The 14,967-nt window shown below is 70.2% G+C and carries 13 protein-coding genes; 10 read left to right on the top strand and 3 right to left on the bottom strand.

Annotated features, from left to right (window positions below):
• Window positions 1–14: 14 nt before the first annotated feature.
• Together AVMA1855_RS07840 and recQ are read right to left on the bottom strand one after the other, a co-directional pair.
• Window positions 15–1,016, bottom strand: a complete 1,002-nt coding sequence (locus AVMA1855_RS07840; RefSeq protein ID WP_284425279.1) for a hypothetical protein — start codon at window positions 1,014–1,016, stop codon at window positions 15–17.
• A gap of 271 nt (window positions 1,017–1,287) precedes the next feature.
• Window positions 1,288–3,162, bottom strand: a complete 1,875-nt coding sequence (gene recQ, locus AVMA1855_RS07835) for a DNA helicase RecQ (RefSeq protein ID WP_284425278.1) — start codon at window positions 3,160–3,162, stop codon at window positions 1,288–1,290.
• A 280-nt stretch (window positions 3,163–3,442) separates the two neighbouring features.
• On the opposite strand from recQ, the gene AVMA1855_RS07830 reads away from it, so the two are divergent.
• The 5 genes from AVMA1855_RS07830 (at window position 3,443) to AVMA1855_RS07810 (ending at window position 8,368) form a co-directional block, all read left to right on the top strand.
• The gene (locus AVMA1855_RS07830) at window positions 3,443–4,414 is read left to right on the top strand and encodes a Bug family tripartite tricarboxylate transporter substrate binding protein (protein ID WP_284425277.1); all 972 of its coding nucleotides are present in this window, start codon (window positions 3,443–3,445) and stop codon (window positions 4,412–4,414) included.
• Window positions 4,415–4,586: 172 nt separating this feature from the next.
• Window positions 4,587–5,840: a CaiB/BaiF CoA transferase family protein gene (locus tag AVMA1855_RS07825; protein ID WP_284425276.1), complete on the top strand. Its 1,254-nt coding sequence runs from the start codon at window positions 4,587–4,589 to the stop codon at window positions 5,838–5,840.
• Complete coding sequence (locus AVMA1855_RS07820; RefSeq protein WP_284425275.1) at window positions 5,837–6,244, top strand: cupin domain-containing protein; 408 nt, start codon at window positions 5,837–5,839, stop codon at window positions 6,242–6,244. Before AVMA1855_RS07825 ends, AVMA1855_RS07820 begins: the two co-directional genes overlap by 4 nt.
• Complete coding sequence (locus AVMA1855_RS07815; protein WP_284425274.1) at window positions 6,241–7,404, top strand: acyl-CoA dehydrogenase family protein; 1,164 nt, start codon at window positions 6,241–6,243, stop codon at window positions 7,402–7,404. Before AVMA1855_RS07820 ends, AVMA1855_RS07815 begins: the two co-directional genes overlap by 4 nt.
• A 52-nt stretch (window positions 7,405–7,456) precedes the next feature.
• A complete protein-coding gene (locus AVMA1855_RS07810) occupies window positions 7,457–8,368 on the top strand; it encodes a LysR family transcriptional regulator (protein ID WP_284425273.1) in 912 nt (303 codons plus the stop codon).
• A gap of 68 nt (window positions 8,369–8,436) precedes the next feature.
• On the opposite strand, the gene AVMA1855_RS07805 is transcribed toward AVMA1855_RS07810, so the two are convergent.
• Window positions 8,437–9,273: a carbonic anhydrase gene (locus AVMA1855_RS07805; protein WP_284394716.1), complete on the bottom strand. Its 837-nt coding sequence runs from the start codon at window positions 9,271–9,273 to the stop codon at window positions 8,437–8,439.
• Between the two features lie 181 nt (window positions 9,274–9,454).
• On the opposite strand from AVMA1855_RS07805, the gene AVMA1855_RS07800 reads away from it, so the two are divergent.
• From AVMA1855_RS07800 to AVMA1855_RS07780, 5 genes are all read left to right on the top strand, one after another.
• A complete protein-coding gene (locus AVMA1855_RS07800; protein ID WP_284410384.1) occupies window positions 9,455–10,519 on the top strand; it encodes a homocysteine S-methyltransferase family protein in 1,065 nt (354 codons plus the stop codon).
• A 149-nt stretch (window positions 10,520–10,668) separates the two neighbouring features.
• Entirely contained in the window at window positions 10,669–12,126 is a 1,458-nt protein-coding gene (locus AVMA1855_RS07795) for a sensor histidine kinase (RefSeq protein WP_284425272.1), read from the top strand.
• The gene (locus AVMA1855_RS07790) at window positions 12,111–13,499 is read left to right on the top strand and encodes a sigma-54-dependent transcriptional regulator (protein ID WP_284425271.1); all 1,389 of its coding nucleotides are present in this window, start codon (window positions 12,111–12,113) and stop codon (window positions 13,497–13,499) included. The genes AVMA1855_RS07795 and AVMA1855_RS07790 overlap by 16 nt, the downstream gene beginning before the upstream one ends.
• Before the next feature lie 151 nt (window positions 13,500–13,650).
• On the top strand, window positions 13,651–14,346 hold the full coding sequence (locus AVMA1855_RS07785; protein WP_272566079.1) for a hypothetical protein: 696 nt from the start codon (window positions 13,651–13,653) through the stop codon (window positions 14,344–14,346).
• Between the two features lie 61 nt (window positions 14,347–14,407).
• Window positions 14,408–14,965: a hypothetical protein gene (locus tag AVMA1855_RS07780; protein ID WP_284425270.1), complete on the top strand. Its 558-nt coding sequence runs from the start codon at window positions 14,408–14,410 to the stop codon at window positions 14,963–14,965.
• Window positions 14,966–14,967: the final 2 nt, after the last annotated feature.

Here is a 14,967-nt window from a genome sequence, read left to right as displayed (position 1 = left end):
GCAATGGTTCGGGCTTACGGGTTGGAGGATGAACGCGGCGACAGGCGACTGAGCAGATGCTGCCGTGCCTGCAGGCCTGGCTGGCACTGCCCCAGGCGCGCCGCCTCTGCATTGGCCTGCTCGGGTGCCACCGCCAGTGCGATCAGCGCGTAGCGGTGGGACACCCGCCCTTTGCCAGGCCAGGTGTCCACCACGCCATATCCCGCGAAACAGGCTGACGCGGCGCGTGCAGCGCGGGCCGCACGGACGGTGGGATACGAACCCGCCACCACCGCTTGCACGGCGGCCAGAGACGGTTCTTCGGAAAACACCTGCCGTTTGGCGTCCCACGCCAGACGCTGGGCGGACACCTTGTCGGCCGCATCGTCATCGGGGGAAAAGAACACGGAAAGGTACATGGGCGCATGGCCTGGCGTGGCGATGACCTGGGACACGTAGGGTCCCTGCGGTTCGCTGCGCGACCATGCCGTCTTGAGAGTGCCCTGCGAAGCCACGTACAGCGCGTGGCGGCGCTTGGGGTGGTCGAACCCGGCCATCTGCGTGACCAGCAAGGCGCGCGCACCAGAGGGCTTGCCCGGCTCCACCGGCACGGCGCTGGCCGACGCGGTGACCGTGCTTTCCTCTTCCCCCGTCGACCAGACGCGGGACGCGGCGGTGTTGGCCAGAAACGGGCCGGTTCCCGGCTGCGGGGCGTCCAGCGGCTGCGCGGGCGCTGCAGAGGCAGGCCACTCCAGCGCCGTGGCCCCAAGTACCGATACACCCGCACCGCCTTCGGCCAGCGGCTCCCCGACCCCGGACAGCAGGCGAACCTCGAAAGCACAGGCCGCATCCTTGCATGCGGCAAGGGAAAGCTCGTAGCCCTGCCGCACCCCAGGCGCCGGCTGGCCATTCACCGGGAAAGTCTCCAGCACCTGGCGGGAGGAAGGAACGTCTTGCTGTGCGGAGGCGGCATTGGCCACTCCTGCCAGCAACAGGAAGGACGCCAGCACCCCCAGCGCCCGGGTGGCGGCGGGCACGCCAACCGACGAGCAGGCACTGCGACATGACGATGAGGGGGAAACCATGGACATCCGCCTAGAAAAAGAAGGAAACACGGTGCGCTGGTCCCAAGGAAGGACAGGCAAAGCATGCGCGCGCCAGGCCATGCGCTTCGGGCAAGACCGGGGGCCATGGCAACGCCCGGCGCAGCGTTCGAGAGCGAACGCCGGCGGATGGTACCGGTCGCGTTACACCTGATCCAGTCTTCTTACGAGCTGAATCAATTAAGGCCGCGGTGTCAGGCGGGTGTCATCCAACGGTGCTCTCGCCCTGCCCGCAAACCCGCAGCACCTCGGCCCCATACGCCTCCATCTTCTTGGCGCCCATGCCGCTGATGCCCTGCAGATCGTCCAGCGTGGACGGGTTGCGTTCGGCGATCGCGGCCAGCGTGGCGTCGTGGAAGATCACGTAGGCGGGCAGGTTGTGCTCGCGCGCGACCTCGGCGCGCCAGGCCTTGAGGTTGATGAAGCGCACCTGCGCGTCCGGCCCCAGGTTGGCCGCGGCGGCCGGTGGGGCGGCGCTGCGGCGCGTGCGCCGGGCCGGCGTGGCGGCCGTGGATTCGCGCAGCTGCACCGGCGTCTGGCCCTTGAGCACGGGGCGCGAGCCGTCGGTGAGGCTGAGCGTGTCGAAGCTGTGGCCGCTCTCCAGCATCACCTTGTGCAGGCCCACGGCGCCGGTGGCCAGCAACTGGCGCAGCACGCCGCGCAACTGCGCCTCGGAGTAGTCCTTGCCCAGGCCGAAGGTGGAGAGCTGGTCGTGGCCGAACTGCTTGACCTTTTCGGTGTCCTTGCCGCGCACGATGTCCATGATGTGCCCGGTGCCGAAGGTGAGGCCGCTGGCCTCGTGCACGCGGTAGATGGTGGACAGCAGCTTGCGCGCCGCATCCGTGCCGTCCCACACCGCGGGCGGGCTGATGCAGTTGTCGCAGTTGCCGCAGGGCTCGGACGGCTCGCCGAAATAGCCCAGCAGCCGCACGCGCCGGCAATCGGTGGCCTCGGCCAGGGCCAGCAGCGCGTCGAGCTTGCCGCGCATGACCTGCTTGAATTCCTCGCCCGCCGGGCTTTCGTCGATCATGCGGCGCTGGTTCACCACGTCCTGCAGGCCGTAGGCCATCCAGGCATCGGCCGGCAGGCCATCGCGGCCGGCGCGGCCGGTTTCCTGGTAGTAGCCCTCGATGTTCTTGGGCATGTCCACGTGCGCGACGAAGCGCACGTCGGGCTTGTCGATGCCCATGCCGAAGGCGATGGTGGCCACCATCACGATGCCCTCCTCGCGCAGGAAGCGGTCCTGGTTCTGCTGGCGCACCTCAGGCGGAAGACCGGCGTGGTAGGGCAGCGATTTCAGGCCCGCATCCACCAGCGCGGCGGACATCTCTTCCACCCGCTTTCTCGACTGGCAATAGACCACGCCCGCGTCTTCGGGGTGTTCGCGCTCGATGAAGCGCAGCAGCTGCGCGAGCGGCTCCTTCTTTTCTTCGATGCGGTAGCGGATGTTGGGCCGGTCGAAGCTGCTGACGAAGTGCTGTGCGCCTTCCAGTTGCAGCCGCTCGACGATGTCGGCCCGCGTGAGCGCATCGGCCGTGGCGGTGAGCGCGATGCGCGGCACGCCGGCATACCGCTCGTGCAGCACGGTGAGCGCGCGGTATTCGGGGCGGAAGTCGTGGCCCCACTGGCTCACGCAGTGCGCCTCGTCGATGGCGAACATCGACAGTTGCCCGCGCTGGTGCAAGCCGTCCAGCAGCTCCAGGAACCGCGGCGTGGTCAGCCGCTCGGGCGCGGCGTAGAGCATGGTGATGTCACCGCGCGCCACGCGCTTTTCCAGCTCCTGCGTCTGCTGCCAGTCGAGCGTGGAATTGAGGTAGGCCGCATCGACGCCCGCCTCGTGCAGCGCGCCCACTTGGTCGTGCATGAGCGCGATGAGCGGCGAGACGACGATGGCCACGCCCTGCCCCGCATCGCGCCGCACGATGGCCGGCACTTGGTAGCACAGCGACTTGCCGCCGCCCGTGGGCATGAGCACCAGCGCATCGCCGCCGGCGATCACGTGCTCGACGATGGCCTGCTGGGGGCCGCGGAACTGGTCATAGCCAAAGACGTCGTGCAGAACGAAATGCGCGGGGGACAAAATCGAATACTCTCTTTTTGATAGCAGATCGCCCTAGTGGAATATGCACTAGAGGCCGATTGGACAGAAATTCCCCGGCCCCGCCGCGCCGGGCGGCCCACCAGGAAAGGCGCTTATTGTGCGCCGGCCCCGCGCCCCCACCACCGGCCGGCGGCCCCCAACGATTCGCAACGCGAATGGATCGCTCCGATTATTCAATTGGACGCGAATCGCTGCGCCAGACAAGATGCCTTCAGCCCCGGCACAGGGGCATGGCCTACCGACCCAGGAGACAAACGACATGAAGCACCTCATCCCGGCCCTGCTGGCAGCCTGCGGCCTGGCCGCCGCCATGGCGCCCGCACGGGCCCAGCAGCCGGCGTACCCCAACGCCCCCATCACCCTGATCGTGCCGTTCGCGGCCGGCAGCGGCACGGACTCGGTCGCGCGCACGGTGGGACAAAAGCTCGCCGAGCGCCTGAAGCAGCCGGTGCTGGTGGACAACAAGCCCGGCGCCAACGCGCAGGTGGCCGCGCAGATCGCGGCCAAGGCCAAACCGGACGGCTACACGCTGTTCATGACGACCAACACGTCGCACTCGGCCAACCCGGCGCTCTACAGCCACCTGAAGTACGACCCCATCAAGGACTTCACGCCCGTGGCGCGGGTGGGCGAGCTGCCCTTCGCGCTGGCGGTGCACCCCGGCGTGCCGGCGAAGACGCTGGCCGAACTGATCGACTACGCGCGCGCCAACCCGGGCAAGCTGAGCTACGCCACGCCCAACAGCACCTCGCTGGTGGCGATGGAGAGCATCAAACACATCGCGCAGGTCGATGTGCTGAGCATCCCCTACAAGTCCAGCCCTCAGGCCATGACGGACCTGGTGGGCGGGCAGGTGCAGGTCTACGTGGCCGACCTGGGTTCGGGCAAGAGCATGCTCACCAGCGACAAAGTGCGCACGCTGGGCATCACCACCACGCAGCCCTCGCCCCTGCTGCCGGGCGTGCCGCTGATCGGGCAGACGGTGAAGGGCTTCGACCTCACGTCGTGGAACGGCATCTTCGGGCCGGCCGGCATGCCGCCGGCCATCGTGAACCGCCTGAACACGGAGCTGCAGGCCGTGCTGGCCGAAAAGGACACGCAGGACAAGCTCGCGCAGATCGGCTTCCAGGTGTGGCCCAGCAAGACGCCGCAGGAGTTCGCGACCTACGTGGCCCACCAGTTGGCCCACTGGCGCACGCTGATCCAGCAGGCCCGCATCCAGCCCGAATGAACGACATCCCCCTGAGCGGCGTTGCCGCTTCCCCCCTTGCTCTCGTATCGCTGCGCGCTGCGGGAAGGGGGACGACGCCAGCGCGGCGGGGCGGCCCTTGCGCCGCGTCTGCTCGCGCTGGCCGCACCGGTGGCACCGGCCGCTGCCCCTGTCAGACGTTCTGGAGAATGGCATGACCGACAACACGCATAGCACTTCACGCACCGGCCCCCTGGCGGGCGTGCGGATCCTGGACCTGACCTCGGTCATCATGGGCCCGTTCGCCACGCAGATCCTCGCCCAGCTGGGCGCGGAGGTCATCAAGGTGGAAACGCCCGACGGCGACAACATGCGCCATGTGGGCCCCATGCGCCACCCCGGCATGGGCCACATCTTCCTGCATGCCAACGCGGGCAAGCGCAGCATCGCGCTGGACCTCAAGCACCCGGAGGGCCGCGAAGCCGCGTTGCGGCTGGCCGAGCGCTGCGACGTGCTCATCAGCAACGTGCGCCCGCAGGCGCTGGCGCGGCTGGGCCTGGACCCGGCCAGCGTGGCCGCGCGCAACCCGCGCCTCATCCACGTGAGCTGCTGCGGCTTCGACCAGGAGGGCCCCGACGCGGCGCGCCCCGCCTACGACGACCTGATCCAGGGCGCCACCGGCATCCCGTGGCTCATGCAGCGCTACGGCGCGCCCGAGCCGGCCTATGCGCCGACCACGCTGTCGGACCGCGTGACCGGGCTGCATGCGGTGTACGCGGTGACGGCGGCGCTCTATGCCCGCGAGAAGACGGGCCAGGGCCAGGCCATCGTCGTGCCCATGTTCGAGGCCATGGCGCAATTCATCCTGGGCGACCACATGGCGGGCCTGACCTTCGAGCCGCCGCAGGGCGAGGCCGGCTATGCCCGGCTGCTGACCACGCACCGCAAGCCCTACGCCACGGCCGACGGCATGCTCTGCGTGCTGATCTACAACGACAAGCACTGGCGCAGCTTCTTCGCGGCCATCGGCGAGATCGGCGAGGCGCAGGGCCTGGCGCAGGACCCGCGCTTTGCCACGCACGGCGCCCGCGCGGCGAACATCGATGCCGTCTATGCCGAGGTGGCGCGCATCCTGCGCACCCGCACCACCGCCCAATGGCAGGCGCTGCTGGATGCCGCCGACGTGCCGCACATGCCGATGAACTCGCCGGCCGACCTGCTCACCAACCCGCAGCTGCGCGCCACGGGCTTCCTGCACGACAGCGTGCACCCCACCGAGGGGCCCATGCACGCCATGGCCCATCCCACGCGCTGGTCGGCCACCCCGCCGCCCCGCACCCTGGCGCCTGCGCCGCAACTGGGCGAACACACCCGCGCCCTGCTGGCCGAGGCCGGCTACACCCCCACCCAGATCGACGCCCTGCTCGCGCAAAACGCCTGCCACGCCGCCACCGGAGAACCCGCATGAACCCCGCCACCCCCACCACCGCGCCCCGGTACCGCGTGCGCGCCCCCCAGGTGCCCAGCTACCAGCCCGCCAACCACCACCACACGCACAACCAGCGCCTGATCGGCCCCGAGACGGTGGGCGCGCGGCAGATGGAGGTGCTGCTGGGCACGCTGCACAAGGGCGGCGGCGCCCTGCCCCATGCCCATCCGGGCATCGAGCAATCGTGCTACCTGCTCGAAGGCACGGCCCGCGCCGAAGTGGCGGGCGAAGCCTTCGACATGGTGCCGGGCGACATGTGCTTCTTTCCGGCCGACCAGATGCATGTCTTCACCGTGACCAGCGACACCCCCGTGAAGCTGCTGGTGATCTACAGCCCGCCCTACGGCGAATCGCCCGACAAGGTGATCCGGCCCGCCCCATGAACTTCGACCTCTCTCCCGAACACGCCCAGATCCGGGACGCGATCGAGCGCGTGTGCGCCCCGTTCGATGCCGACTACTGGCTGCGCCGCGACCGCGAAGGCGGCTTTCCGGAGGACTTCCACCGCGCGCTGGCCGACGCCGGCTGGCTGGGCATCGCCATGCCCGAGGCCTACGGCGGCGCCGGCCTGGGAATCCGCGAGGCCGCGCTGATGATGCACACGATCTCGGCCACCGGCGCGGGGCTGTCCGGCGCCTCCGCGGTGCACATGAACATCTTCGGCCTGCACCCGGTGGTGGTGTTCGGCACCGAAGCGCAGAAGGCGCGCTGGCTGCCGCCGCTGATCGCAGGCCGCGACAAGGCCTGCTTCGGCGTGACCGAACCCAACACCGGGCTGAACACGCTCCAGCTCAAGACCCGCGCGGTGCGGGAGGGCGACCATTACGTGGTGCACGGCCAGAAGGTCTGGATCAGCACCGCGCAGGTGGCCAACAAGATCCTGCTGCTGGCGCGCACTACGCCGGTGGAGCAATGCCGCGGCACCGAGGGCCTGAGCCTGTTCTACACCGACCTGGACCGCCGCACGGTCGAGGTGCGCGAGATCGACAAGCTGGGGCGCAAATGCGTGGATTCGAACCAGGTGTTCATCGACGGCCTGCGCATTCCGGTGGAAGACCGCGTGGGCGAGGAAGGCCAGGGCTTCCAGTACATCCTGCACGGCCTGAACCCCGAGCGCATCCTGATCGCCAGCGAGGCCGTGGGCCTGGGCCGCGCGGCGCTGGCACGCGCCGCGGGCTATGCCAGGGAGCGCGAGGTGTTCGGCCGCCCCATCGGCCAGAACCAGGGCATCCAGCACCCGCTGGCCCTGTCGTGGATGGAGCTGGAGGCGGCGCACCTCATGGTGCAGAAAGCCGCATGGCTGTACGACCAGCACCTGCCGTGCGCGGCCGAGGCCAACGCCGCCAAGTACCTGGCGGCCGAGGCCGGCTACCACGCCTGCGAGCGCGCCATCTTCACCCACGGCGGCATGGGCTACGCGAAGGAATACCACGTGGAGCGCTACCTGCGCGAGTCGTGGATACCGCGCCTGGCGCCGGTGAGCCCGCAGCTCATCCTGTGCTTCATCGCCGAGAAGGTGCTGGGCCTGCCGAAATCCTATTGAACGGCCGCAAGCCGCTGCCGGCGCTGTGGGCCGCGCTGGCATCATCGCCGCCATGAAACTGCACCTCCTGCGCTACTTCGCCGTGCTGGCCGAGGAACTGCACTTCGGCCGGGCCGCCGAGCGGCTGGCCATCACGCAGCCGCCGCTCAGCTCGGGCATCAAGGCGCTGGAGGACGAACTGGGCGTGCGGCTGTTCGAGCGCACGAGCAAGCAGGTGGCGCTCACGCCCGCCGGCCACGCCTACCTGGCCGAAGTGCGCGTGGCGCTCGACCGCGTGGCGCGCGCCGGCGAGACGGCCCGCGCCGTGGCCGCGGGGCAGCGCGGCCGGCTGGACATCGGCTTCACCGGCTCCATGGTGTACCGCGACATGCCCGCCATCGTGCGCGCCTTCGGCGAGCGCGCGCCGGGCATCGAGGTCAACCTGCGCGAGATGTCCTCGGGCGAGCAGCTCGAAGCCCTGCTGCACCGGCAGTTGCATGCCGGCTTCATCAATGCCAGCGTCGTGCCCGCGCCGCTGCGCAGCCTGCCGCTGGCCGAGGACCATTTCGTGGCCTGCCTGCCGCAGGACCACACCCTGGCGGGCCAGGCGGAAGTCGACCTGCGAAGCCTCGCCGACGAGACCTTCGTGATGTTCGCGCGCGACGTGGCGCCGGCCAACCACGACAACGTGATCGCCCTCTTCCACCGTGCCGGCATCCACCCCCACACGCGCCATGCCACCCGGCAGTGGCTCACCGTGGTGGCACTGGTGGCCATGCGCATGGGCGTGGCCCTGGTGCCGGCCTCGATGGCGCAGGCGGCCGTCCAGGGCGTGCGGTTCGTGCCGATTGCCCGTCTGCACCACCCCACGGTGGGTGTGCTGGCGTGGCATGGAGAAGCGGTGACCCCGGCGCTGCAAACCTTTCTGGACGTGGCCGCAACCGCAGCCCGGAGCACCCCCCGGCCGGAAAACCCGGGCCGCTGATGGCCGGACCCAAGGCGAGAGGAAGGCAAGCGGGCCCGCGAGCAAAGCACCGTCGCCGTGCGCCCTCTTCAGCGGCTCTTCAGCAGGAACCGGCGGTGCAGCGGCTGCAGCGGGCGGGCATTGAACGGGTAGACGCGCTCGAACGCATCGATCTGCGCCGCGGAGACCTGCAGGGGCGCGCTCAGGACCACCCAGTCCACGGTTTCGGTGCAAGGCGGGGTGGTGAGCGATCCTTCGTAGCGGAAGAAGCGGCGGTGCTTTTGTGGCGGAAGAAAGTCGCTGGCCTTGATCGAGGCATGGGCCACCGCCTGGGTCTGGCCCTTGTCCCGGGGCATGGCATCCAGCACCCGCTGGAACACGGGGTTGCTCTTGCCCGTTTCGAAGAAGATCCCCAGCACGCCCAGCGTTCCGTCGGGGCCCTGGTGAACGATGTGCGCCTCCATCGGAAAGCGCCGGCCATTCAGCAGATGCTCGCTGGGGTGGTGGAAATGGATCTGCAGCGCCTCGTACTGGCGGCCACCGGTGCGCATCGTGCCGCCGCCGGGAAGGTCGAGCTGGATGGAGTGCCCGGTATTGCGCACCGCCATCGGCACCGAACGGTAGTTCAGCAGCAAGGGCCCCAGATCGGCCGCGACCGCCTGCCGAAGGTCGACGGGGCTGTTTTGCTGCCCACTGCCGCACAGCGCGTTTTCCTTGGCCAGGTCCGCCCAATGCTCGGCGCCTGCGGGGCCGGTGTAGCCCCATTCATGGCCGTCGTGCGGCGCGGTCTCGTGCGACTCGACCGGCGCCGCAGCGGGCAGCTCCGGGGTCTGCGCTCCAGAGGCGGCCGCCCACACCGCGGCCACGCACAGGCAAAGGGGCCGGATCCGGCGAAGAAGCGAGGGCAAGGCAGTGGGTGAGGGCATTTTTCGCCTCCATGGAACGAGGAAGGGGCGGGCCGGGCGACAGGCCGGCGAACGACGCCCGCCTGACGGCGGCCCGCATCGCAGCGAAAACCGCGAGTCACTCATATTACCTATTAATACATTTTTACAGAACACCAGCGGCGGCGGCGTGGCCGGCATGCAGCGTTCTTACAATTCAGCCATGCAGCAGATTACCTATACCCGCGGACAGCAGCTACCCGACATCCTGGCCCGCCGCATCGCCATCCTCGACGGCGCCATGGGCACCATGATCCAGCGCTTCAAGCTGGGCGAGGCCCAGTACCGCGGCGAGGGCTACAGCGGCCCGGACGGCGCGGGCGACCGGTTCAAGGACTTTCCGCGCGACGTGAAGGGCAACAACGAGCTGCTGAGCCTCACGCGGCCCGACGTGATCCGCGACATCCACGAGCGCTATCTGGCTGCCGGCGCGGACCTGATCGAGACCAACACCTTCGGCGCCACGACCATCGCGCAGGAGGACTACAAGATGGCCGATCTCGCGCGCGAGATGAACCTGAAATCGGCGCAGCTGGCCCGTGCCGCCTGCGACAAATACGCCACGCCCGACAAGCCCCGCTTCGTGGCCGGCGCCCTGGGCCCCACGCCCAAGACGGCCAGCATCAGCCCCGACGTGAACGACCCGGGCGCACGCAACGTCGATTTCGAGCAATTGCGCGCGGCCTACTACGAGCAGACCGAGGCCCTGGTCGAAGGCGGCTCCGACGTGCTGCTGGTCGAGACCATCTTCGACACGCTCAACGCCAAGGCGGCCCTCTTCGCCATCGACGAGTTCTTCGAGAAAAGCGGCGAGCGCCTGCCGCTCATCATCAGCGGCACGGTGACCGACGCCTCCGGCCGCATTCTCTCGGGCCAGACGGTGACGGCCTTCTGGCACAGCGTGCGCCACGCCCGGCCGCTGGCCATCGGCCTGAACTGCGCTTTGGGCGCCACCCTGATGCGCCCCTACATCCAGGAGCTGAACCGGGTGGCGGAAGACACCTTCATCAGCTGCTACCCCAATGCGGGCCTGCCCAACCCGATGAGCGACACGGGGTTCGACGAGACGCCCGAGGTCACCAGCCGGCTGGTGCATGAATTCGCCGCCGAAGGGCTGGTCAACATCGTGGGCGGCTGCTGCGGAACCACGCCGGACCACATCGCGGCCATCGGCCAGGCCGTGGCGCCCGTGCCGGCACGCAAGCTGTTTTACCCCGAAGCCGCCTGATCCCAAGGGGGCCGGATCGGCCCCATTCGAAGCCCCTGGCCCCGGCACGGGCTGCGGCCACCACCGGGCGATGCAAGACACGCCGCTTTCCTACCGGGCGGCCGCGTGTTCGCCCTTACGATCCGCCGTCCTCACTCCGATGGGCTACCGTGCGGTCTTTGCGCATCCAACTGCTTCTTTTCTGGGCCTTTCTGCTGGCCGCCTGTGCCCTGGTCGCGGCCATCATCGTGGTGCTTTACCAGACGGGCTCGGGCGCCCAGGTGGCGTCCAGCCGAGCACGCGCCACGCAGGCCTGCGAGGACATCGCCACGCGCTACGCCAAGTCGGTGCCCACCGTGCCGGCCGACAGCCCCCAGACCGACCTGCTGCGCGTGCTGCTGCACGTGGTGCTGCTGGAAGTGCCGCAGGTGGAAGGCGGCGTGTGGCGCGCCGGCAGCGGCATGCTGGCCTACGCCTACCCCACCTATGAAGGCAGCGGCGTCAAGATCGACGTGCCGGCCGCCGAGCAGCCGCTCATCGTCGAGTCGGCCAAGCAGGCCGGCAGCACCGGCCAGCCCATCGTGAACCTGGTGCGCGGCAGCCGCGAGGTGCTGGTCGTCGCGGCCTGCCCCCTGGCCGCGCACCCTGGCACCGCGGTGTGGACCATGACGCGCGCTCACGCCGGCGCCATCGCCGCCCAGGACACCCTGCGCACCGGCATCGCGGTGCTGGCACTGCTGGTGGTGGGATCGGGTGCCTGGCTGGGCTGGATGCTGCTGCGCGGCCTGCGCCAGGTGCGGCGCCTGGAAGGCGCGCTGGCGCAGGCCCAGGGCGACACCGTGCCGCGCCTGGAGCGCACCGGCATCCGCGAGCTGGACCGCATCGTCGACGGCTTCAACGCGTTCGGCACCCGCCTGGAAGACGCCCGTGCCCGGCTGAAGGAGGCCCTGGCCCAGCGCCACCGCGACCTGCGCCTGACCGCCCTGGGCCGCATGACGGCGTCGGTCGCGCACGAGATCCGCAACCCCATCGCCGCCATGCGCCTGAAGGCGGACAACGCCCTGGCCGCGCCCCCGGCCCCCCATGCCGACGCGCTGGCGTCCATCGTCACGCAGATCGACCGTATGGAGGGCCTGGTGCAAAGCCTGCTCTCGCTGGTGCAGCCGCTCAACCTCAGCCCCCGCACCGTGCCGCTCGGCCCCTGGCTGCAGGAACGGCTGGACACCGCCCGCCCAGCGGCCCAGGCCCGCGGCGTGCGGCTGGCGCTGCGCGGCGAGGCCCCCGCCGACGCCGTGTTCGACCCCGTGCACGCGGCACGCGCCATCGACAACCTGCTGGACAACGCCGTGCGCCATGCGCCGGCTGGCGGCGAGGCCGTGCTGTCGGCGCAGGTGGATGCGACACGCACCCTGTGCACGCTGACGGTGGAGGACGACGGCCCCGGCGTGCCCGAAGACCTGCGGGCGCAACTGTTCGAGCCCTTCGCCACCGGCCGCGCCGACGGCAACGGCCTGGGGCTGGCCCTGGCGCGCGAAGTGGCGCTGGCCCATGGCGGCGACCTGCACTACGCGCCCCGCGAAGGCGGCGGCGCCCGTTTCATCCTGGAGCTGCCATGGCGCGCCTCTTAGTCGTCGATGACGACGCGGCCTTCCGCGAATCGCTGGTCGAAACCCTGCAGAGCCTGGGCCACGAAGTGCACGGCGCCGGTGGCGGGGCCGAGGCGCTGCGCCGGGTGGAGAGCCACCGCTACAGCGCCATCTTCCTGGACCAGCGCATGCCCGGCATGGACGGGCTGCAAACGCTGCAGGCGCTGGCCGCGCGCATGGCCCGGCTGCCGCCCGTGCTGGTGCTCACTGCCTACGCCAGCGGCTCGGGCACCATCGAGGCCATGCGCCTGGGGGCGTTCGACCACCTGACCAAGCCCGTGAGCCGCGCGGCGGTCGTGGAGGTGCTGGAGCGCGCCCTGCGCTCCGAGGCCGACGCCGGTGCCACGGCCGCTGCGCCAGCACCGCTGCCCGATGCACAAGAGGACGGCGAACTCATCGGCATCAGCGAAGCCATGCGCGAGGTGCACAAGCGCATCGGCATGGCCGCCGCGAGCGACGCCCCGGTACTGATCGAGGGCGAGACCGGCACCGGCAAGGAACTGGTGGCGCGTGCCCTGCACCGGCATTCCACACGCGTGGCGGGTCCGTTCGTGGCGGTGAACTGCGCGGCGATTCCGAAGGAACTGCTGGAAAGCGAGCTGTTCGGCCATGTGAAGGGCGCCTTCACCGGCGCGGCCACCGAGCGGCCCGGGTGCTTTCGCGCGGCCGATGGCGGGGTGCTGCTGCTCGACGAAATCGGCGACATGGCGCCAGAGGTGCAGGCCAAGCTGCTGCGCGCGCTGCAGGAGGGCGAAGTCACGCCGTTGGGCAGCCACCGGCCCGTGAAGGTGAACGTGCGCGTGCTGGCCGCCACGCACCGCGACCTCGCGGCGGCCGTGCGCGAAGGGCGCTTTCGCGAAGACCTGCGCTACCGGCTGGACGTGCTGCACATCGTGCTGCCGCCGCTGCGCGAGCGCCTGGCCGACATCGTGCCGCTGGCCGAGCATTTCCTGCGCGGCGCAGCGGCGCCGCAGCCCGCCAAACGGCTGTCGGCCGGCGCGGCGCGCGCGCTGCTGGACCACGCCTGGCCGGGCAACGTGCGCGAACTGCGCAATGCCATGGAGCGCTGCCATGCCCTGCAGCGCGGCCCGGTGGTGGGGGCCACTGACCTGGGGCTACAGCCATCGCCGACCACGCCCGATGACCTAGGCCACAGCCACCGCGCCGGGGCGAGCGACGCGTTGCCCGCCGCCTGGCTGGAGGGATCGCTGCCCCAGGCCATCGAGCAGTTGGAGCGGCGGATGCTGGCACACGCGCTCGCGCAGGCCCAGGGCAACCGCTCGCTCGCGGCCCGGCGGTTGGGCATCCACCGCCAGTTGCTCTACAGCAAGCTCACGCAATACGGCATCGAATGACCGCCGGCCTGTCGCAAAAGCAGACAACCTGTCGCCGCTCCACCCACTGCGCGTGGTCACCATCGCACGCAAGTGGTTGATTCATAAGGAATTCAGCCCTGGCACGCGTCTTGAGTGAGAAAGCGCACCACCACTCGAAAGGATGACTTTCATGACGCTCCACCCCTTGCTCCGCACCAGCCTGATGGCCGCAGCCCTCGCCGCCGCCACCGCCCACGCACAGCTGCCCCCACCCCCGCCCGGCGGGCCGGGCCCCCTGGCCCAGGCTCCTGCCGCCGAGCAGTCCGCGACCGCGAGCGGCCGGCTGCAACGCTGGCTGCCCAACCCGAACGGCGAAGCGGACGGCCTGCTGCTGCAGGACGGCACGCAGATCGCCTTCCCGCCCCACCTGTCGGAATCCCTCACCGCGTGGCTGCGCCCCGGCGACCCGTTGGAAGTGACCGGCTGGCACCGTCCCGATGCGCCCGTGCTGCGCGCCGAGACCTTCCAGTCGCAGGGCCGCACGGTGCAGGACACGCCGCCCACCCCCGGCCAGCGCCCCCCGCCACCCCCACGCGAAGCCCTGACGGCCCTGCAGGCCAATGGCCGCGTGGCCCAGGTGCTGTTCAACAGCCGCGGCGATGCGCATGGCCTGCTGCTGGAAGACGGCGTCGTCGTGCGCTTTCCGCCCCACATGGGCACGTCGGTCGCGGCGCTGCTCAAGCCCGGCGCCACCGTGGCGGTGCGCGGCTGGGGCACCCGCAACGCGCTGGGCACCGGCATGGAAGCGGCGCAGATGGGCGCCACGCCGGACACCCTGCAGGACATGCTGGGCGGCCCGATCGGCGCCCCGGCGCTGCGCCCGTAAAACCGCCGCCCGGCACGCTTCATACACCGGTTTCTTATTCCCTCACCCATTCGGAAACACCATGAGCAAACCCCAGGAAATGATCGACGTCTGGTCCCTCGAAGGCCAGTTCCAGCATGCCCTCTACAGCCCGCGCGGCGACGTCGAGGGCGTGATGATCGACGTGGACGGCGTGCCTGCGCAGTTCGTGTTCGGCAAGCACGACGACCGCGCGGCCCAGTCCTTCGAGGCCCTGCGCGCCGGCCAGACGGTGATCGTCGACGGCACCGTGGCGCCACCGCCTCCCCATGGCGAGGCCGCGCACGAGGTCTATGCGTTCGAGCGGCTGGTGTCCATCGACGGCCAGGCGTTCGCGCCGGACGACGCACCGCGCGAGGTGAAAGGCCATGTGGCGCGCCTGCACCACGCCCGGCACGGTGAGCCCAACGGCGTGGTGCTGGACACGGGCGATTTCATCCACACGCGACCCGACGGCTTTGCCCGGCTGCACCTGAAGCCGGGCGATGCGGTGACGGCCGAGGGCCCCGCACGGCCCTTGCGCGGCAGCACCGGCGCCCACGTGATCGAGGCGCACACCGTCAACGGCCACGCCGTGCCGGGCAAACCCGCCAAGCCGTAACG

It is taken from the genome of Acidovorax sp. SUPP1855 (assembly GCF_030158955.1).
GTDB lineage: Bacteria > Pseudomonadota > Gammaproteobacteria > Burkholderiales > Burkholderiaceae_C > Paracidovorax.
Note: the sequence above shows the minus strand (reverse complement) of the source record. Positions and strands in the feature narration are given on the sequence as shown.